22 protein-coding genes and 1 pseudogene are annotated in these 17673 nt (G+C 68.2%); 12 read left to right on the top strand and 11 right to left on the bottom strand.

The annotated features are described in order from the left end of the window. Window positions 1–7 precede the first annotated feature (7 nt). Entirely contained in the window at window positions 8–649 is a 642-nt protein-coding gene (locus tag ABNF93_RS17025; protein ID WP_349329062.1) for a TetR/AcrR family transcriptional regulator, read from the top strand. A 50-nt stretch (window positions 650–699) separates the two neighbouring features. On the opposite strand, the gene ABNF93_RS17020 is transcribed toward ABNF93_RS17025, so the two are convergent. Both ABNF93_RS17020 and ABNF93_RS17015 read right to left on the bottom strand, forming a co-directional pair. Continuing rightward, window positions 700–1116 (bottom strand): VOC family protein, encoded by a 417-nt coding sequence (locus ABNF93_RS17020; RefSeq protein WP_349329061.1) that lies wholly within the window; start codon window positions 1114–1116, stop codon window positions 700–702. Beyond that, entirely contained in the window at window positions 1113–2015 is a 903-nt protein-coding gene (locus tag ABNF93_RS17015; RefSeq protein WP_349329060.1) for a helix-turn-helix domain-containing protein, read from the bottom strand. The genes ABNF93_RS17020 and ABNF93_RS17015 overlap by 4 nt, the downstream gene beginning before the upstream one ends. Before the next feature lie 419 nt (window positions 2016–2434). On the opposite strand from ABNF93_RS17015, the gene ABNF93_RS17010 reads away from it, so the two are divergent. The 10 genes from ABNF93_RS17010 to ABNF93_RS16965 all read left to right on the top strand — a co-directional run bounded on the left by ABNF93_RS17010 (window position 2435) and on the right by ABNF93_RS16965 (window position 11532). Beyond that, window positions 2435–3202, top strand: a complete 768-nt coding sequence (locus ABNF93_RS17010) for an SDR family NAD(P)-dependent oxidoreductase (protein WP_349329059.1) — start codon at window positions 2435–2437, stop codon at window positions 3200–3202. Between the two features lie 17 nt (window positions 3203–3219). Then, window positions 3220–4197, top strand: a complete 978-nt coding sequence (locus ABNF93_RS17005) for a sugar phosphate isomerase/epimerase family protein (protein ID WP_349329058.1) — start codon at window positions 3220–3222, stop codon at window positions 4195–4197. Continuing rightward, entirely contained in the window at window positions 4194–4988 is a 795-nt protein-coding gene (locus ABNF93_RS17000) for an SDR family NAD(P)-dependent oxidoreductase (RefSeq protein WP_349329057.1), read from the top strand. The genes ABNF93_RS17005 and ABNF93_RS17000 overlap by 4 nt, the downstream gene beginning before the upstream one ends. After that, window positions 4985–6028 (top strand): alcohol dehydrogenase catalytic domain-containing protein, encoded by a 1044-nt coding sequence (locus ABNF93_RS16995; protein WP_349329056.1) that lies wholly within the window; start codon window positions 4985–4987, stop codon window positions 6026–6028. The genes ABNF93_RS17000 and ABNF93_RS16995 overlap by 4 nt, the downstream gene beginning before the upstream one ends. 69 nt (window positions 6029–6097) lie before the next feature. Further along, window positions 6098–6709 (top strand): class I SAM-dependent methyltransferase, encoded by a 612-nt coding sequence (locus ABNF93_RS16990; protein ID WP_349329055.1) that lies wholly within the window; start codon window positions 6098–6100, stop codon window positions 6707–6709. A 208-nt stretch (window positions 6710–6917) separates the two neighbouring features. Then, complete coding sequence (locus ABNF93_RS16985; RefSeq protein ID WP_349329054.1) at window positions 6918–7244, top strand: putative quinol monooxygenase; 327 nt, start codon at window positions 6918–6920, stop codon at window positions 7242–7244. Between the two features lie 377 nt (window positions 7245–7621). After that, window positions 7622–8599, top strand: a complete 978-nt coding sequence (locus ABNF93_RS16980) for a carbohydrate ABC transporter permease (RefSeq protein ID WP_349329053.1) — start codon at window positions 7622–7624, stop codon at window positions 8597–8599. A gap of 4 nt (window positions 8600–8603) precedes the next feature. Beyond that, complete coding sequence (locus tag ABNF93_RS16975; protein WP_349329052.1) at window positions 8604–9515, top strand: carbohydrate ABC transporter permease; 912 nt, start codon at window positions 8604–8606, stop codon at window positions 9513–9515. A gap of 33 nt (window positions 9516–9548) precedes the next feature. Continuing rightward, window positions 9549–10937, top strand: coding sequence for an ABC transporter substrate-binding protein (locus tag ABNF93_RS16970; protein ID WP_349329051.1), 1389 nt, complete (start codon window positions 9549–9551; stop codon window positions 10935–10937). Window positions 10938–11055: 118 nt separating this feature from the next. Then, window positions 11056–11532 (top strand): nucleoside deaminase, encoded by a 477-nt coding sequence (locus ABNF93_RS16965; RefSeq protein WP_349329050.1) that lies wholly within the window; start codon window positions 11056–11058, stop codon window positions 11530–11532. A 32-nt stretch (window positions 11533–11564) separates the two neighbouring features. Here the strand turns inward: ABNF93_RS16965 and ABNF93_RS16960 are convergent, their stop codons facing one another. The 9 genes and pseudogenes from ABNF93_RS16960 to ABNF93_RS16920 form a co-directional block, all read right to left on the bottom strand. After that, entirely contained in the window at window positions 11565–12323 is a 759-nt protein-coding gene (locus tag ABNF93_RS16960; RefSeq protein WP_349329049.1) for an NAD-dependent epimerase/dehydratase family protein, read from the bottom strand. An 11-nt stretch (window positions 12324–12334) separates the two neighbouring features. Continuing rightward, window positions 12335–12688 carry a hypothetical protein gene (locus tag ABNF93_RS16955; RefSeq protein ID WP_349329048.1) on the bottom strand — a complete coding sequence of 118 codons (354 nt, stop codon included), beginning with the start codon at window positions 12686–12688 and terminating at the stop codon, window positions 12335–12337. Window positions 12689–12764: 76 nt separating this feature from the next. After that, window positions 12765–12857 (bottom strand): annotated as a pseudogene (locus ABNF93_RS34940) (hypothetical protein); the annotation flags it as partial. Between the two features lie 102 nt (window positions 12858–12959). Then, a complete protein-coding gene (locus tag ABNF93_RS16945) occupies window positions 12960–13868 on the bottom strand; it encodes a dihydrodipicolinate synthase family protein (protein WP_349329046.1) in 909 nt (302 codons plus the stop codon). A 2-nt stretch (window positions 13869–13870) separates the two neighbouring features. Continuing rightward, window positions 13871–15199, bottom strand: coding sequence for a mandelate racemase/muconate lactonizing enzyme family protein (locus ABNF93_RS16940; protein ID WP_349329045.1), 1329 nt, complete (start codon window positions 15197–15199; stop codon window positions 13871–13873). A 77-nt stretch (window positions 15200–15276) separates the two neighbouring features. Further along, entirely contained in the window at window positions 15277–15675 is a 399-nt protein-coding gene (locus ABNF93_RS16935; protein WP_349329044.1) for an enolase-like domain-containing protein, read from the bottom strand. Window positions 15676–15693: 18 nt separating this feature from the next. Further along, entirely contained in the window at window positions 15694–16356 is a 663-nt protein-coding gene (locus tag ABNF93_RS16930; protein ID WP_349329043.1) for a GntR family transcriptional regulator, read from the bottom strand. A gap of 114 nt (window positions 16357–16470) precedes the next feature. Further along, window positions 16471–16734 (bottom strand): alpha/beta hydrolase family protein, encoded by a 264-nt coding sequence (locus ABNF93_RS16925; RefSeq protein WP_349329042.1) that lies wholly within the window; start codon window positions 16732–16734, stop codon window positions 16471–16473. Next, complete coding sequence (locus ABNF93_RS16920; protein ID WP_349329041.1) at window positions 16686–17294, bottom strand: alpha/beta hydrolase fold domain-containing protein; 609 nt, start codon at window positions 17292–17294, stop codon at window positions 16686–16688. Before ABNF93_RS16920 ends, ABNF93_RS16925 begins: the two co-directional genes overlap by 49 nt. Before the next feature lie 101 nt (window positions 17295–17395). Here ABNF93_RS16920 and ABNF93_RS16915 point away from each other — a divergent pair, with 101 nt between their 5' ends. Beyond that, complete coding sequence (locus ABNF93_RS16915) at window positions 17396–17590, top strand: hypothetical protein (protein WP_349329040.1); 195 nt, start codon at window positions 17396–17398, stop codon at window positions 17588–17590. The last annotated feature ends 83 nt before the right edge of the window (window positions 17591–17673 follow it).

Raw genomic sequence — 17673 nt, 5'->3', positions numbered from 1 at the left:
TTCTCCCGTGGCCCGCGAAGCGCACGACCCTCCGGCCAGGGCGGCCACCGACCACCGCAGCCAGCCGCGGCGGCGCGGAGACGCCCTCACCGCCGCCATCTTCCAGGCCACGCTCGACGAACTCGCCGAGCACGGCTACGCGAAACTGACCATGGAACGCGTCGCCGAACGTGCGCGGGCGAGCAAGGCCTCGCTGTACCGTCGCTGGCCGACCCGGATCGAGCTCGCGATGGACGCGGTCTACCACGCCCTGCCCGACCCGACCGCGCCTCCGGACACAGGGACGCTGCGCGGTGATGTCCTCGCCAGCCTCCGCGCCTCCGCCGACGCGCTCGCGGGACCGGCCGGCGAGGCGATGCGCGGTCTGCTGAGCGATGTCCTGCGTGACCAGGCCACCACCACACAGGTACGCCAGCACTCGCAGGGAACCGGCCGGATGGTCATGGGAGAGATCGTCCGCCGGGCGGCCGAGCGCGGCGAGATCGACCCCGGCGTCGTGACTCCTCGCCGGCTCGAGACCGGACAGGCGCTGCTTCGTACGTACTTCCTCTTCAACGGCGTACCCATCCCCGACGAGATCATCGTCGAGATCGTGGACGAGGTGGTGCTGCCGCTCTTCGGCGCCGATCCCGCCGCGTCCTCGGCGTGAGGTCCTCGGCACCCCGCCCCCGGGCTGCTGAACCCCCGCCCTAGCTCCGCTCAGGCGTCCTTCGTGGCTTCGCCCCGGTAGGTGCCGAACGACCAGAGGTTGCCCTCCGGGTCTCGGACGCCGAACCCGCGCGAGCCGTAGTCCTCGTCGCGGAGCTCCTGGAGGATGTCCACGCCCGCGGCTTTGGCGCGGGCGTACAGGGCGTCCGGGTCATCGGTGACGACGTAGACGCCCTCGTGTCCCGGCTGCTGCGGCCACGGGTCGTCGGTGCCCGGATCGCGAACCGAGCCGAGCATGATCCCGCCGCCCTGCGGCCAGGACAGCTGCGCGTGGTCGACCCGGTCCCCTTCGCCGAAGACCACCGTCTCGACGAAGCCGAAGGTGTCGACCAGGAAGCGGATCAAGGCTCGCGCGTCTCGGGCGCGGAGGGTCGGCCAGATGGCCGTGCCAGGTGCGTTGTCAGTCATGGCCTCGATGCTGTCCGGTCGAGGTCTGGTGCGACTTGGAAATTTCCGAACTCCTCGGCCAGCCACCGGCTCGGCGGGCAACCCGCGAGCGACCGGAACTCCCTCGCCAGGTGCGCCTGGTCGTAGTAGCCGGACTCCGCGGCCAGGGTGGCGAGGTTCGGGCCGGAGTCGTCGGCAGGTGTGGCGTGGCGCTGCAGGATCCGCCGGGTCCGGTCGAACCGGATGACCCGCGCGGCGACCTTCGGGGTGAGCCCGATCTCGGTACGAAAGTGCCGCGCGAGGTACCGGTCGCTCCACCCGACCTCCTGCGCAACGTCGGCCACCGAGGCCGTTCCCCCGCTCGCCAGAAGCCGCCGCCAGGCGTGGAGGAGCTCGGGCGGGAGGGGGTGGGCGGGATGGTGGTCGGGGTGGTGGCCGAGGTGGTCGAGTCGTCGCAGGAGGAGTTCGTCGAGGTCGGCGAGGCGTTGCGGCCAGGCCGCCGCGGTCCGGATGCGCTCGTGCAGTTCGTTCGCGAGTGACCCGAGGATCTCTGTGCCGTCGACGTCCACGCTGGCGAGCTCCCCGGCCGGCAACCCGAGGAGTGCCCTCGCGCCGCAGGGGTTGAGCGCCAGCTGGATCCCCGACTGCCGTCCCTCGTGGCTGATCAGGGCGGGAGCGGTGTGCAGGCCGCCGATCAGCGTGTCGTACCGGCCTGGCGCGATTGCAGGATCCGGATGGGCGGCGATCGTGACGGGTTCGTCCAGGGTGACGATCAGGGTGAGGTACGGCGAGGGCAGGCCGCGATGGATCCCAGGCGCCCGACCGGCCTGCCGGTAACCGACGTACTCCGCCACGAACGCTCGCAGCGCAGGCGAGGGCGGCCTGCTCACCCATTCCTCGGCCGGCTCGTTCCCGGGCATCGGTCCATTGTGCGGCACGTCGTACGGCCACCCAAGCTGCGCGCCTTGCGCGCCAGTTCCCCACGATGCGCGCCCGATCCACCGCGCATCGTGGGGAATGATCACGCATACGTGATTCTGCCTGGAGTCCGGTCGAGATCCGGCAATTCCTTGACACCTGTTGCGGGCCGTAAATAGCGTCCGAAATGCTGGACACCTGCCGCGGGACGCCTTTTCCATCCCGGTCCCGCCTGTGGAGGGCTCCGTCGCAAGAACCCCGGTCGGCCAATTCGCCCCGTATCTCTCCGGGAGCGGCGGGTGGGCGCAACGTGGCGCCCGGCCCGGCGCGTCCGTCGCCGCTCGTCCGTTCCGGATCGCCAAGGTCACAAGGACCGCAAGGATCGCCAAGATCGCCATCGTCGCGAAGTGAGGTTTCGTTCATGGGGTTGGAGTCGTTCGGACTCAACGGCCGGGTCGCCCTGGTCACCGGAGGTAACCGCGGCCTCGGGCTGGTGATGGCGACGGCACTCGCGGCAGCCGGCGCCGACGTCGCCGTGACGAGCCGCCAGGAGGATCAGGCGAGGGAGGCGGCGGCCGGCATCGCCGAGTCCACCGGCGTCCGCGCGCTCGGCGTCGGCGGAGACGTGACCCGCGCCGACGACGTGGCCCGCGTGGTCACCACGGTCGCCGAGGAGTTCGGCCGGATCGACATCCTGGTCAACAACGCCGGGATCAACATCCGCAAGCCGATCGAGGAGTTCGACGAGGACAGCTGGGACCGCGTGCAGGCGACCAACCTCAAGGCGCCGTACCTGTTCGCCCGGGCCGTCTCGCCGCACATGAAGGCGCAGGGCTACGGCCGGGTGATCAACGTCGGTTCGATGCTCGGCCTGTCCGCACTCCCCGACCGCAGCGCCTACTGCTCGAGCAAGGCGGCCGTGATGCAGCTGACCAAGGTGCTCGCACTCGAGTGGGCCGGCCACGGCATCACCGTCAACGCGCTGTGCCCGGGACCGTTCGCCACCGACCTCAACATCCCGGTCATCGAGAACCCGGAGACGAACAAGTTCTTCGTCGACCGGATCCCCCTGGGTCGATGGGGAAATCCTGACGAGCTCAGTGGCGCGATCGTGTTCCTCGCCTCGGCCGCGTCGAGCTTCATGACCGGTTCGGAACTCGTGATCGACGGAGGGTGGACCGCCCAATGAGCCCGTCACCTCTGCGCGTGGGACTTTCCGCGTACGGCACCACCTACAGCATGGGTCTCAACCCCGACGCCGGTCGGCCACGCATCACAGCGCGGGCAATGATGGACCTGGCACAGACGTACGGCCTGACCGGCGTGGAGATGCCGGCCACGTTCCTCGAGGGTGAGGACGTCGAGAAGCTGGGCAGCGAGGCGGCCGAACGAGGTCTGTTCATCACCGTAGACACCGGCGGCTACGACCCCGAGGCACTGGCCCGGGTGATCGAGCTGGCCGCGCGGGTGGGCGCTCCCACTGTCCGTACCGTCGTCGGCGGCGCCAAGATCGGCGGCGACCGGCGACCCCTGGCCGGCCGCTGGCAGCCCTTCCTCGCCGAGGTGCAGGCGAAGCTGAAGGTGGCCGCGGGAACCGCCGAGAGCGCGGGCATCAACCTCGCCGTGGAGAACCACCAGGACCTCGCGTCGGAAGAACTCCTGTGGCTGTGTGAGTCGATCGGGTCGCCGTCCTTCGGTATCAACCTCGACACCGGCAACCCGCTGGGAACGGCGGAGGAACCGGTCGACTACTTCCGCCGGGTCGCACCGTATGTCAAGAACGTCCACCTCAAGGACTACTGGACGTGGTGGAGCGAGGAGGGCTATCTGCTCGTCCGCTGCCCCCTCGGTCAGGGGCTGACCGACTTCCCGGTGTTGCTGGACCTGCTCGACGAGGCCGTGCCGGGCGTCACGATGGCGATCGAGCTGGGTGCGCTTCAGGCCCGCGACATCCGGGTGTTCGCGCCCGACTTCTGGCCCGACTACCCGCCGTCCCGTACACCCGCCCAGCTGGCCGAGGCGCTGCGCGTCGTCCGCGCGAACGCCCGGCCGGGAGGCGACTGGCGGACGCCCGCCGAACGCGGCGAACCCGCAGAGGCCATCGTCGCCTACGAGCAGCGCCAGTTGACGGCGAGTCTCGCGTACGTCCACGCACTGCAGACCGCTCGGGCGGGAGACCGATGACCGCGCAGGACCACCCGGGCGATGACCTCACCGGCAAGGTCGCGCTCGTCACCGGGTCGAGCCGCGGACTCGGCCGCCACTACGCGCTCGAGCTCGCCCGCCACGGCGCCGATGTCGCGATCCACGACCTGGACGGGGCCGCGGCCGCGCGATTCGGCGAGGCCGAGTCCGGAGAGGCGGTGGCGGACGAGGTACGCGCGCTCGGCCGGGGGTCCGGGTTCTTCGCCGCCGACCTGACCAACGCCGCCCAGACCGCGGGCCTGATCACGGACGTGATCGAGGCGTTCGGTCAGCTCGACATCCTGGTCAACAACGCCGGCGGGGACATCGGCGCGCAGACCCCCCGGCCGGAGCCGAACGACGCGCTCGACATCGACCCCGACGACATCCGCGCCGTCGTGGACAACAACGTCCTCACGACGATGTACGCCTGCAAGTACGCCGGCCGGCACATGCGCGAACGGCGTACCGGCCGGATCGTCAACGTGGGTTCGGTCGCGGGGCACCTACCGGCCCGCAACGGCCTCATCTACGCCGCGGCGAAGGCGGCGAACTCGCACTACACCAGGTGCCTGGCCGAGCAGCTTCGTCCGTACGACGTGAACGTCAACTGCATCGCGCCGACCGCGACCTATACCGGGCGGTTCCGCGCCACCCGGGAGGTCGCCGACCAGAGCGACCGGTCCCGGCTGCAACGCGTCGCGGAGCCGGCGGACATGGCGTCGATCGTGCTGTTCCTCGTCGGCCCGGCGTCGGCCCGCCTGACCGGCGAGACGATCGTCTCCTGGTGACGCCCGTGACGAACCTGGCAATGAGCGTCGTGCGGGGCCGGCGTGACACGGCGGCGACGCACGCCGTTCCCGAGCCCGGACCAGGCGAAGGCTCCGTGCTCGTGCGTACCCTCCTCGTCGGGGTCTGTGGCACCGACCTGCACCTTGTCGGCGGTACGCACCGTGCGTCCGCGTCCGGCCCCGACGCGCCCCGGCTGGTGCTGGGCCACGAGGCGGTCGGGCTGGTCGTGGAGGCACCGCCGACCTCCGGGTTCGCGCCCGGGCAATTGGTCACCGGCATCGTGCGCCGGCCCTGCGCCGAGTGTGCCGCCTGCGCCCGTGGTGACTGGGACTTCTGCACCAGCGGTGCCTACACCGAACGCGGTATCAAAGGTGCCGACGGTTTCGGCCGGACCCGCTGGCGTAGCGAACCCGCCTACCTCGTTCCCGTTCCCGACAGGCTCGGCGAGCTGGGCGTCCTCGTCGAGCCGATGTCGGTCGTGTGCAAGGCACTCGAGACCGCCTTCTACGTCGCCCGACGGGGACCCTCCACGCCCGCGCGCCTCCTGGTGACCGGCGCGGGGCCGATCGGTCTGCTCGCCGCCGCCGCCGGCCGCGACGCCGGGCTCGACGTGACCGTGCTCGACCGGATGCGTACCGGCGTGAAACCCGACCTGGTGACCACGCTCGGTGCGGCGTACACCGACGACCTCGGCACCCTCGCGGACGGTCCCCACTTCGACCTGGCCTTCGAGTGTTCAGGGGCGGCCGGGTTGATCGGGCCGGCCACCGCCCTGCTCGGCCAGGCCGGCGTGATGATGCTCATCGCCGGCGGCGCCGCCGACCCCGGCTCGGTCCCGCCGATGCTGCTGCGCGCGAACGCCGCACTGGTGGGCACGGTCAACGCCGGCCGCCGGCACTACGCCCAGGCCGTCGACACCCTGCTGCGCGTGGACCGCTCCTGGCTCTGCCGCCTCCTCACCCGGCGCGTGCCGCTCACCTCCTGGCAGAGCGCCCTCGACCGTGACGACGACGAGGTCAAGGTCGTCGTCGAGTTCTGAACCATCGGCTGAGGCGTTGTCGGGTTCTGCACTGTCGAGCGCTCTGGGCACGCCGGTAACGTCGCGGCCATGGCGGAGCCGATTGCTGAAACGCAGGAGACCTACGACGCGATCGCATCCGAATACCTCCGGCGGAACTCGACCGTCGATTCTCGGTCGCTCAACGACGACATCGCTGCCCTCGCCGCCGTTCTCCCGCCCGGAAGCTGGGTGGCCGACGTCGGCTGCGGTCCCGGCCGAGAGGTCCGCGCCATGCGCGCGAACGGGTTCCGGGTCGTCGGCCTCGACCTGTCCGCCGGCCAGCTCCGGACCGGTGGGCTGACCGGCGCCGCGCGGGCCGACATGCGCCAGCTTCCGCTGCGTACCGGATCCATGGACGCCGTCTGGTGCCAGGCCGCACTGCTCCACCTCCCTCGTGCGGACGTGCCGGGCGTGCTCGCCGAGTTCGCCCGAGCCGTACGCATCGGCGGCCGGCTCCACCTGTCCGTGGCCGACGGCGACGGCGAGGCGTGGGAGGTCGCGTTCAACTACGGCTCGCACCGTCGGCGCTGGTTCACCTACCACCGCGCACCCGACCTCGCCGCGCATCTCGCCGCCGCCGGCTTCGTCGTCCAGGAGGTACGCCGGACCACGTCCTTCCGCGACTGGCTCGGTATCGATGCCCGGCGGGTCGCGACGTAGCACGTGTGTCTCTGCTCGATGGACCGGAACGGTTCCACCCATCCCCGGACGACGATGCGTGTAGCCAGCCGCAGGCATCGGCCCGACCCCGCACCGCCCTTCCAGCCGTCGCCTACGGCCTGCTGTGAACCTCTAGTGTGGGGCACTCGTCGTTGCCCGCGAGTGAGCGTGCCGTGCAACGTCGTTCGTACGTATGAAAGGGACGGCCATGATCTTCATCACCGCGAAGTTCCGCGTGCGGCCCGAGTCGGCCGACCAGTGGCCCGCGATCGTCGAGGAGTTCACCCGGGCGACCCGCGGTGAACCCGGCTGCCTGTGGTTCGACTGGTCGCGCAGCCTCGACGACCCGGCCGAGTACGTCCTGGTGGAGGCGTTTCGCGACGACGACGCCGGGGCGGCGCACGTGCAGTCCGCGCACTTCGCGAAGGCACGCGAGACGCTGCCGCCCCACCTCGTCGAGACACCGCGGATCGTGAACTTCAAGGTCCCGCAGGACGACTGGTCCGAGCTCGGCGAGATGGCGGTGTCAGGCTGAGTCACTGAGTCGCGCGGCCAGCCGGGCGTCGTGATCAGCCGGTCCAGCTGGGCACTGCCTGCCGCGACCGCGACGAACCGACCCTTGTCGAGTCTCGACCCACCCGCGGTGCATGGACAGCGCGGCGCATTCCGTTCACGTTCACCTTCCCCGCAGTACTACTCGGCCGCTGACATGGGCCAGTCTTGCGACCGGTCCGCCGGGGCCCCTCGTACGCCAGCGCACTGGGCTTGACCACCAGTGCAGTGTTCGGCGGAGAGGTCGCAACGGCGGGTTGACAGATCACAGCTACCCGGACACCGCGCGTGGCGGCCAAGAGTGTCCACCGATGCCGCGTTCCGTTGACCTGCCACGCGGGCCACCATTACTAATTTTGTATGCCTTATTCCCCGCCCGCCGCGAAGCCCGCTGACGCTGGCACCAGGCGGTCAGGGGCGAAGCGGTCGCGCCGGCGCTGGGGGCAGGAGGCGGTGCACGGGTACCTCTTCGCCGCGCCGGTGATCCTGGGTCTGCTGATCTTCACGGCGTACCCCATTGTCTTCACGTTCTATCTGAGCTTCACCGAGTACAAGATCGTCGACGCGCCGACCTTCATCGGGTTGCGCAACTACCTGGAGATGTTCTCCGACGAGCTGTTCCTCAAGTCGCTGTCGGCGACGATCTACTACAGCGTTCTCGCGATCCCCCTGACGCTCATCACCGGTTTCATGGTTGCCATCCTCATGAACCAGAAGGTTCGCGGCATCAGCATCTACCGCACCATCTGGTATCTCCCGACGCTCGTACCCGCAGCGGCCGCCGCCGCCCTGTGGCGCTGGATCCTCAACCGCGACTTCGGCCTGCTGAACAACCTGCTCGACTTCGTTGGCATACCCGGCCCTGGATGGTTGATCGAACCCGGACTCACCATTCCCGCCCTCGTGATGATCGGGCTCTGGATGGGCCTCGGCGGGACGATGCTGGTCTTCCTCGCCGGACTGCAGGGACTCCCCCAACAGCTGTACGAAGCGGCCGAGATCGACGGTGCCGGCACGGTCGGTCAGTTCCGGCACATCACGGTCCCGATGATGTCGCCGATCATCTTCTACAACCTCGTACTCGGCATCATCGGGTCGTTCCAGGTCTTCACGATCGTCTACCTGATCTACACTCCCACCGGCACGGGCAGTTCGGGGCCTGAGGACTCCGCGCTGATGTACATGGTGTTCCTCTACCGCAACGCGTTCCAGTACTTCAATGTCGGGTACGCAGCGGCACTGTCGTGGTTGCTGTTCCTCGTCATCGTGGGGCTGACCGTGGTGATGTTCCGCCTCCAACGCCGTTGGGTCTACTACGAAGCCGAGCGCGGGAGGTAGGCAGGTGGCCACCACGACGACGGGAAGCGGTCCCCTGACAGTCGACCTGGGCGAGGCACCGGCCGCACCGCGCCGGCGGCCGACCGGTCGGATCCGCCGCGCGGTGGCCTACGTCCTGCTGACCGGGGGCGGGCTCGTCATGCTGCTGCCGTTCGCGTGGCTGATCAGCAGCTCCCTGAAGGGGCCGGAGAACATCTTCGTCCTACCGCCGGAGTGGATCCCCGAACCGGTGCGCTGGAGCAACTTCACCGAGGTCCTCTCCGCACTCCCCTTCCTGCAGTATCTGGAGAACACACTCGTCATCACGTTCGTCGCGACCGCGGGGCAGGTGGTGACGTCGGTGTTGTGTGCCTTCGCATTCTCACGACTGCGCTGGCCCGGCCGCGACATCTTCTTCGCCATCGTGCTGGCCACGCTCATGGTGCCGTACACCGTGACACTGATACCGACGTTCATCCTCTTCAAGTCGCTGAACTGGTTGGACACCTTCCTGCCGTTGACCGTGCCCTACTGGTTCGGCGCCGGCAGTGCGTTCTTCATCTTCCTGCTCCGGCAGTTCTTCCGTACGCTGCCGATGGAACTCGACGAGGCGGCCCGCATCGACGGGGCCAGCCCCTGGGTGATCCTCACCCAGATCATCCTTCCGCTGTCCAGACCGGCGATCGCGGTCGTGACGGTGTTCTCGTTCCTCTCACACTGGAACGACTTCTTCGGTCCGTTGGTCTACCTCACGAGCGAAGAGAAGTGGACCCTCGCGCTGGGAATCTCAGCGCTACAGGGCCTGCAGTGGGGCCGGGACATGACCCATCTCGTCATGGCCGTCTCCGTCATCATGGTGGCGCCGGTGGTGGTGCTGTTCTTCCTGGCGCAGAAGACATTCATCCGCGGAATCGTGCTCACAGGTCTCAAGGCGTAGTGACGACGCCTTGCTCGAAAGGAAGGCATCATCGTGGATGCTCCGAGACAGTCTCCGCTCCACAGCCGGCGCGGGTTCCTCCTGGGCGCCGGCTCGCTCGGCCTCGCACTTGCGGCCGGAGGTTTCACGTCGGCCTGCAGTGGCTTCACCGGCGGATCCGGCGGCGCGGGCGGCAGCGACAGTGCGGGAGTCGACTTCTTCGCCCGTGGCGACCAGGCGATCTGGAAGGTGTTCCGCCAACTGCGTGAGGAGTTCGCCACCCGCAATCCCGACACCAAGGTGAACATCGAGCAGGTGCCGGGCGACTTCTACCAGAAGTTCCAGCTCAAACTCGCGAGTGGCACGCCGCCGGACGCGCTCTTCGAGTGCTCGTGCACGATCACGTCGTCGATTCGGGCGGGTGCGCTCGAGCCACTCGACGATCTGATCAAGAGCGACCCCCGGTTCAAGAAGGACGAGTTCCTGCCAACCGCGTGGGACACCTCGGAGTACGAAGGCAAGACGTACGGCCTGCCCTATGACGGCGGGTCGATGGCGATCTACTGCAACCTCGACCTGTTCGAGAAGGCCGGCATCGAACCGCCCGACCCGACGACGCCGATGACCTGGGACGAAGTGGTCGAGTACGGCCGCCAGCTCACCGTCGACCGCAACGGCAAGAGCCCCGGCCAGGCCGGCTTCGATCCGAAGCGGGTCAAGCAGTACGGCTTCGACCCGGCCGCCGGCGGCACGCCCTGGCCGTGGGTGTGGGCGAGCGAGGGCGAGGTGATCACCGAGGATCGCCGAGTGCCGTTGGACGAACCAGAGGCGGTGGAAGGTCTGCAGTTCGTTGCCGACCTTGGCGTCAAGCACGCGATTGCCCCGAGTCCTGCCTACCAGCAGTCCGGCCAGCTCTCCTTCCTGACCGGCAACGTCGCGATGGTCTATGACGGCGTGTGGGCGACGGTGCGCAACCGGGCGGCGAAGTTCGACTGGGACGTCGTCCCCTTCCCGGTCGGGCGTAAGAAGGTCTCCACCGGTTGGTACTCCCCGCTTTCGGTCACGGCGAAGGCACCGGATGAGGAGAAGCAGGCCGCCTGGGACTGGATCTCCTTCTGTACCTCGGCCGACGGCCAGAAGATCGTCTCCTCGCTCGGCCAGAGCGTGCCGTCGCTCCGGGAGCTCGCCGAGGGCGACGTGTTCCTCGATCCGTCGACGAAACCCATGAGCAAGCAGGTCTTCCTCGACGAGCTCAACCCTGAGTTCCTTCGTACGCCAGGTGACAAGACGGGCAAGCACTACGGCGGGTACGTCGTCGAGTGGGGCAACGTCTTCACGCCGGTCTGGGAGTCGGTCCTGATGGGCAAACGCTCCGCGGCCGAGGCGATGAAGGAGGTTCGACCCAAGCTGGAGAAGCTGCTCGCCACCGGGAAGACCTCCTAGCGTCGGCGGCCACGGGGGACGGCTTCAGCCGAGACCTCATCGGCGGCCATCCGCGACACGTGATCGCCTGGAAGCTCGACGGGCAGGGCCGGAACGCCCGGAACGTTACGATTCCCGCATGACGTCGAGTGACGAGCCGGGCCTGGCTCCGGCCGACAGTGATCTCCTGCGGCAGGTCGTCCAGCTCGCCTTGGACAACGCGGGCGTCGGTCGAGCCCCGTTCGGCGCCCTCGTGGTCCGAGACGGGCAGGTGCTCGGCACCGGCGTCAACACCACCGCGCAGGACAACGATCCGACGGCGCATGCCGAGGTGGCCGCCATCCGCGCCGCCTGCTCCCGGCACGGCCTGGAGAACCTCGCCGGGGCGACCGTCGTGTCGAGCTGCGAGCCCTGCGTGATGTGCCACGCGGCATGTGCCGTCGCCGGGGTGGCCCGCATCATCTATGCCGCACCCAAGGAGTTCGTACCCGGCGTCGAGCGGACTCCCCCTATCCTCACGCAGATGCAGGACGCCCTGCACCGACTGGCCCCGGGCCAGCTCCAGTACGTCCCGACGCCCGGTGCCGACGAGCCGTTCGCCCGGTGGCAGCAGTGAGGCTCTAGGCCTCCGCGCGCGGGACCTGGGAGCTAGGCCTGCGACGCGTCCTTTGACGAGGCGAGCTCGGCGACGATCCGGGCCGAGTCGTCAACTGGTTCGTACCCCAGTTCGCTCCGGGCGTTGTCCAGCAGGTAGCGCATGGGGGTGTTGGCGGACACGCCGTAGTAGATGCCGAAGCGGACATCGGCGGTGAGGCTCTTGCGGACGAGTTGGCCAAGGTCGCGGAAGCTCAACCACATCCGCCGCCAGCCCGCGTTGTCGGGAAGGTAGCGTTCGAGCACCCAGCCGATCCGTAGGCAGACGACGGACAGGTCACTGGTCTCGGCGTAGTAGCGTCCGAGCGCCTCGCCGAACGCCTTGCTCGCGCCGTAGAGGGAGTCCGGCGCGATGTCACCGCCAGGGTCGAGGGGCCACCGCTCCTGCTGGTCGAGCATGCCGGTCACGTGGTTGGTGCTGGCGAAGACGAGCCGACGCGCGCCAGCCAGACGGGCCGACTCGAACACGTGGTAGGCACCGTCGAAGTTGGGCGAGCGCAGGTCGTCCCAGGGCGCCGAAACCCGGGGATCCGCCGCCAGATGGATCACCGCGTCGCACCCCGCCGCCGCTTTCTGGACGCCGTCGAAGTCCGCGATGTCACCCTCGAACACCATCTCGTTCGGCCGCGCCTGGACGCCGGACAGGTCCCGGTCATGCAGGTGCAGGCGATAGTCCGACAGCGTGTCGCGCAGGCTCGTGCCGATCCTGCCGGCCGCTCCTGTCAACAGGATCCGCGGTGCGTCGTCACCCACGTGCCATCTCCTTAGCCGGACGCCGAGACTGTCACGATATCGAGCAGGCGGACGACCGCCCTCACCCCGCCCTTGTCGGACAGAAGCCGGGAGTTCCGGGCCCGGCTCAGGCGCTCATCCCTCGACGAGGTACTGCGGTCGATGTCCGGGTTGTGGCGCTTGTGGAACTGTTCGAGGTAGTGGCGAGGTGTGGCAACCATCGCGATGCCGTAGCCGTTGCCCGACGCGAGCAATCGGTCGAGCAGCGCGTTCGGCCTGGAACGGAACCGCACCGCGAAAGTGATGTCGTCCACCTTCTCGACCAGCATCGGCTCCTGGCCGCCGCACCTCATCCTTTCCTTGGTGGGCATCAACTCGTCGTTCATGAAGACGTCCTCGTACCAGAAGAACGTCATCGGCGGCGAACGGCTTGCCGTCGGACCACTTCATTCCTCGGCGGAGCGTGAAGACGTACTCGCTCGCATCATCGTTCACCTCGTACTTCTCCGCGACGTTCGGGAGAACCTTGTCCCATGAAGTCGCGACGACGGCCATCCCGCTCGACTTCAGGAACGCCTTGCGAGAAACCGTGTCCCCCATGATTCACTCCGTTCCTCTTTCGTTCGCGACGCTGGATGGCCGACGGCGGGCTCGCGGCTACTCCGGCCCGAAGGGATAGCCGCCGACGTCGTTACGTATTGCCTCGATCAGGATCGAGATCTCCCGCTTGTCGTCCGCGTCGAGCTCGAACGCCGCACTGGGCGCCCGTTGGACGGTCGAGGTGAAGACGCCACGCCTCCTGAGGATGTAGCGCATCAGTGACTGCCGCTCCCGGATGAGGATCGGCAGGAGCCGCTGGTGCAGGTCCCGCGCGGCCGGCTCATCACCGGCCCACCACTGCTCCATCACCTTGGCCAGGACATCGGCCACCTGGCAGGCGGGCATGCACCCGCCAGCCCCGCGGACGAGTTCCTCGGGAAGCAACCGCCCGCCAACACCGCCGAAGATGGTCTTGATCTTGTCGCCGAGCAGCTGGTGGATCTCCCCGATATGCCGCGGCCCCGGTGGGCGTTCCTCCTTGACGTAGGTGATCTGGGGTACGTCGTCGACGACCGACGCCACCTGTTCGGCCGACAGCGGCACGTAGTCGCTCGCGTTCTGCAGGATGATCGGGCCCTCGAAGACCTCGCCCAGCCGACGGAACATGTCCATTCCCACGTCCTGCGTCGTACCTGCCGGAGGCATGGCGATGATCGCGTCTGCACCGGCCTTCTGCGCCTCGCGGGCGAACAGCAACACCTGTGGCACGGACGTACCGGAGCATCCGAACACCACCGGCAGGCGGCCGTTCACTTTCTCCAGCAGGGGCTCGAGGTGGCGGAGGCGTTCCGACTCACCCAGGAGGTAGAACTCCCCCACCATCACCGGCCACACGATGCCGTGCTGCCCGGTCTCGCAACAGAACTCCGCCGCCGCCAGGAGATCGGCGGTGTGGATCTCGTGGTCCTCGGCGTAAGGCGTGGGCAGCAGGCCGAAGACGCCTTTCAGATGGTCGAATCTCGTCATCGTCACTCCCGCCAGCGATCGTCCGGACGCCAGAAGCCGAGCTTGGGCGTGTTCCACTCTTCGGTGGGAAGGAACATCGTGTCGGGTGTGCGGAGGTTCTCCTCGATGGCGGCGTAGTTGAGATCGACACCCAGGCCGGGGGAATCCGGGACGGTGACGTAGCCGTCGGTCAGATAGTCCGCCGGCAGGCCAGTCACCAGGCTCTCCCAGAAGGGAAGGTCGAGACCGTGGTGTTCGAGCGCCACGAAGCTGGGAATCGCCGCAGCGCAGTGGACGTTGGCCATGAACGCGATCGGCGAGCCGGCGAAGTGCAGCGCCGTCGTCAAGCCGAAGCGTTCGCCGTAGTCGGCGATCTTCTTCGTCTCCAGCATCCCACCCGAAGTGAGAAGGTCAGGGTGCAGAATGTCCATGGCCCGCTCTTCGATGAACGGCTGGAACTCGTCCCACAGATAGAGTTCCTCGCCCGCCGCCGTCGGCGTGGAAATCGCGTCCGTCACCCGCTTGTGTCCGGCCACGTCGTACCACGGCATCGGATCTTCCAACCAGGCAAGGCCGAAGGACTCCAGGGGCTCGGCGAGCTTGATGACGTCCTTCGCGGTCAGGTGTCCATGACCGAAGTGATCGGTGCAGAGCGAGACGTCCCAGCCGGCCGCCTCTCGCACCGCGGACACCACCTCGACCGCACGCGCGATGCCGCGTTCGGTGAGCTTCGCGGGAGATCCGGCACCCGGTGCCCGCCATCGGCGACCGAGGCCGTGCTCGAACTTCGACGGCTGGCCGATCGTGCCGCCCGGCGTGTCGGTGAACAGACTCGGCCGGATGTCGAACTTGATGAACGTGAGGCCGAGAGCCTTACGGGCGCGTACGACGTCGGCGTAGGCCTCCGGTGTCGGCTCGGCCGGCGCGGGAGTGTCGCCGTAGATCCGTACGGCGTCACGGTACTTGCCGCCGAGGAACTGGTAGCAGGGGACGCCGTAGACCTTGCCGACGAGGTCCCACAGGGCGATCTCGATCCCGGAAACGCCGCCACCCTCACGACCGCTGTTGCCGTATCGCTTGATGGCACGGAAGATCATGTCCACGTTGCAGGGGTTCTGACCGACGAGCATGCTCTTGAACTGCAGCGCGCTTTCCTTGTGCCCCGCGTCGCGGACTTCGCCCAGTCCGTACACGTCCTGGTTGGTGTCGATCCGGATGATCGGGTAGTCGTAGTTGCTGGCCACGACCGCCACGCGGAGGTCGGTGATCTTCAGATCCGACGACCGCGAAGCCGCGGAGATGGCGTCCTCGACCTGGCCGAGGCGTTCGGCGTCGTCACCTGTGCGTGACACGAGAAGTCCTCCTGTCGGTAGACAATCGTGAAAGGTCTGTTCCGGCGACCTGAGAGGGCATTGGCGGCGCGTACGCATCAACTCCACCAGCTCCTGGACTGCGACAACGGCTGCGGTCGGAAACTCAACTCCGCGATGGCTTCCACGTTGACCTCCGCACCGAGTCCGGGCCCTGTCGGAACACCCTCGAGGTCCCACAGGGCGAGGTCGATGGCGCTGAGGGCGGTGTTCTGGATCGCTCCGCCACGCCAACGCCAGCCGTGGTAGAGCCGCTGCCAGCTGACCTCCACGCCATCGAACGGCGCACCGACGAGCGCGGGGCTCATCTCCCTGATCGCGGTCTCGACCGACGCGATGGCGCCGTGCAGAGATCCCTCTCCCCACCCGACGAGGCCCTCGTCGGTCGACACGCGGACGAAGAGCCAGTTGCACCAGTCGGCCCAGAAAGTGAACGTGTCAACCTTCGTGATGCGCACCCGGCTCCTCCCTCCTCACTAGCTCGTCCGTCCCCTGATCAGATGGTCGACGAAGGTCATGGCATGGCGGCGGTGCAGGCGTTCGAGGTCGTCGCGTCGGCGTTGCTGTAGCAGGGTGAGCAGTTCCCGATGCTCGGCCTGGGACGCTTCGAGATAGGCACGGTCGAAGACGTCGTCAGAGTGCCGGTAGCGCTCGGTGTTGCGGGCGATCGCGGCGATCGCCTCCTGTAGTGCCTGGGATGGTGCCTTGTGGACGAAGCTGTCGTGGAACTCGGTGTTGAGCCGGCGGAACTCGCGCACGTCGTTGTCGGCGGTGGCGCGTTCCAGAGCGTCGAGCAACCGGGCGGTGACGGCGAGCTCCTCGGTGGTCATCACCTGGCACGCTTCGGCCGCCGCGTACCCCTCGAGCAGCCCTCGGACCGCGAACAGCTCGCGCAGCTGCTCGTCCGTCGCGCGTGAGACCGTCATGCCGCGGTAGGGGGTCTCGGTGACCAGGCCCTCACGCTGCAGCCGGCGCATCGCCTCGCGGACCGGGGTGATGCTGACATCGAACTGCTTGGCCAGCTTGTCGATGACGAGCTTCTCGCCGGGGACGAGTCCGCCGGAGCAGATCAGCTCACCGAGGCGCTCGTACACGGCGTCGGAAAGCGTGCCCCGTCCCAACGGGCGGATCGGCGTCATGGTGATGGATCATGCATGATCCATGGCACTTGGTGGAGGTTTGGCGGCGTCTTCGTCCCCGATCGGCCCGTGACCGACGCTACCGCCGATCAGCCCCCGAAGGACGTAGGCCGTTCACGTTCCCAGGGTCCGCCGGAAGAAGTCGAGGGCCTGCAGGCCGAGATCGACCCAAGGGTCGCTCCCCCAGGGCAGATCCAGGTTTTCCAGCAGGTTGTGGTGCCCGCCCTCGACGACATGGAACGTCACATCCCGGTCGGTCGCCCGAAGTGCCTGGACCATGGTCTCCGCCTGGTCGAACGGGACCGTCTCATCGCGGGTGCCGTGCACGATCAGGAACGGCGGCACGCCCGCATGCACGTGACCCGCAGGGCTCGCCAACCGGCGGAGCTCCGCAGTTTCTGAAGGCGGCCCGCCGAACAAGCGTCGAGCACCTCCGCGTTCTCGGGTGGCATCGTGGGAAAGTCACTCGGTGCGCAACGCATGACCACCGCCTGCACCGCGCTCGACCATTCGGTCGAGCCGCAGTTCCCTTCAAGATCGGCACGCCCGGCGGTGGTGCCGAGCAGCGCCGCGAGGTGGCCGCCCGCCGAATCGCCCCAGACCCCGACGCGCTCCGGGTCGATCCCGTACGCCTCCGCGTTCGCCCGCACCCAGCGGACCGCCGCCTTCACGTCGTACAGCTGGGCCGGGAAAGGTGCCTCTCCGCTCAACCGGTAGCTCACGTTGGCCGCGACGAACCCGTGGGCGGCGAGCAGTGGGCTGAGCCAGGGATACAGTCCGGCGCTCCGCTCCCCCGCCCGCCAACCGCCGCCGTGCAGGTAGAGAACGGCAGGTGCCAGCTCCGGCGGTCGTGGTGTGGGCAGGAGGAGGTCGAGGTACCGGTCCGCCTGCCATGCCGGCAGTCCCGGAACAGAGCCGTATTTCTGGGCGGCTCTCACGTCAACTGCATAAGGCGATTCTGGCGTGAGCAACATGTCGTGCACCGTAGTGAGGCCAGACGACGAAACGCGAGAGGCCGAACCCCGTCCGAATCCGGCCGATGTCGGGGACGCGCCACCATCAGCCGCATCGCTTCTCGGGCGAGAAGCACGCCCCGGACAGCCGACCGACCCAGGAACGGTGCTGCTATCCATGGTCACCGGTCTTTCCGTCGGACTGGCAGGGACACCGGGTCGTGCTCAAACACGCCGCGCAGCGCAACGGAGAGGCCGTGCAGCGTGGTGCCGGCACCTGACCTCCCTCGGCGTCGGGGTGGTGACACCGGTCGAACTTCCGGTCGCCAAACCCGGTGTGGTGGGCAACCGGCACGCTTCCGCG

This window comes from Actinopolymorpha sp. B9G3 (assembly GCF_040120725.1).
GTDB lineage: Bacteria > Actinomycetota > Actinomycetes > Propionibacteriales > Actinopolymorphaceae > Thermasporomyces.
Note: the sequence above shows the minus strand (reverse complement) of the source record. Positions and strands in the feature narration are given on the sequence as shown.

Bases quoted from the DNA above. Each gene is read 5' to 3' on its own strand.
- ABNF93_RS17020 (WP_349329061.1), bottom strand. From the start codon at position 1,116: ATGACTGACAACGCACCTGGCACGGCCATCTGGCCGACCCTCCGCGCC.
- ABNF93_RS17015 (WP_349329060.1), bottom strand. From the start codon at position 2,015: ATGCCCGGGAACGAGCCGGCCGAGGAATGGGTGAGCAGGCCGCCCTCG.
- ABNF93_RS17010 (WP_349329059.1), top strand. From the start codon at position 2,435: ATGGGGTTGGAGTCGTTCGGACTCAACGGCCGGGTCGCCCTGGTCACC.
- ABNF93_RS17000 (WP_349329057.1), top strand. From the start codon at position 4,194: ATGACCGCGCAGGACCACCCGGGCGATGACCTCACCGGCAAGGTCGCG.
- ABNF93_RS16990 (WP_349329055.1), top strand. From the start codon at position 6,098: ATGGCGGAGCCGATTGCTGAAACGCAGGAGACCTACGACGCGATCGCA.
- ABNF93_RS16985 (WP_349329054.1), top strand. From the start codon at position 6,918: ATGATCTTCATCACCGCGAAGTTCCGCGTGCGGCCCGAGTCGGCCGAC.
- ABNF93_RS16980 (WP_349329053.1), top strand. From the start codon at position 7,622: ATGCCTTATTCCCCGCCCGCCGCGAAGCCCGCTGACGCTGGCACCAGG.
- ABNF93_RS16965 (WP_349329050.1), top strand. From the start codon at position 11,056: ATGACGTCGAGTGACGAGCCGGGCCTGGCTCCGGCCGACAGTGATCTC.
- ABNF93_RS16955 (WP_349329048.1), bottom strand. From the start codon at position 12,688: ATGAACGACGAGTTGATGCCCACCAAGGAAAGGATGAGGTGCGGCGGC.
- ABNF93_RS16945 (WP_349329046.1), bottom strand. From the start codon at position 13,868: ATGACGAGATTCGACCATCTGAAAGGCGTCTTCGGCCTGCTGCCCACG.
- ABNF93_RS16930 (WP_349329043.1), bottom strand. From the start codon at position 16,356: ATGACGCCGATCCGCCCGTTGGGACGGGGCACGCTTTCCGACGCCGTG.
- ABNF93_RS16915 (WP_349329040.1), top strand. From the start codon at position 17,396: ATGTCGGGGACGCGCCACCATCAGCCGCATCGCTTCTCGGGCGAGAAG.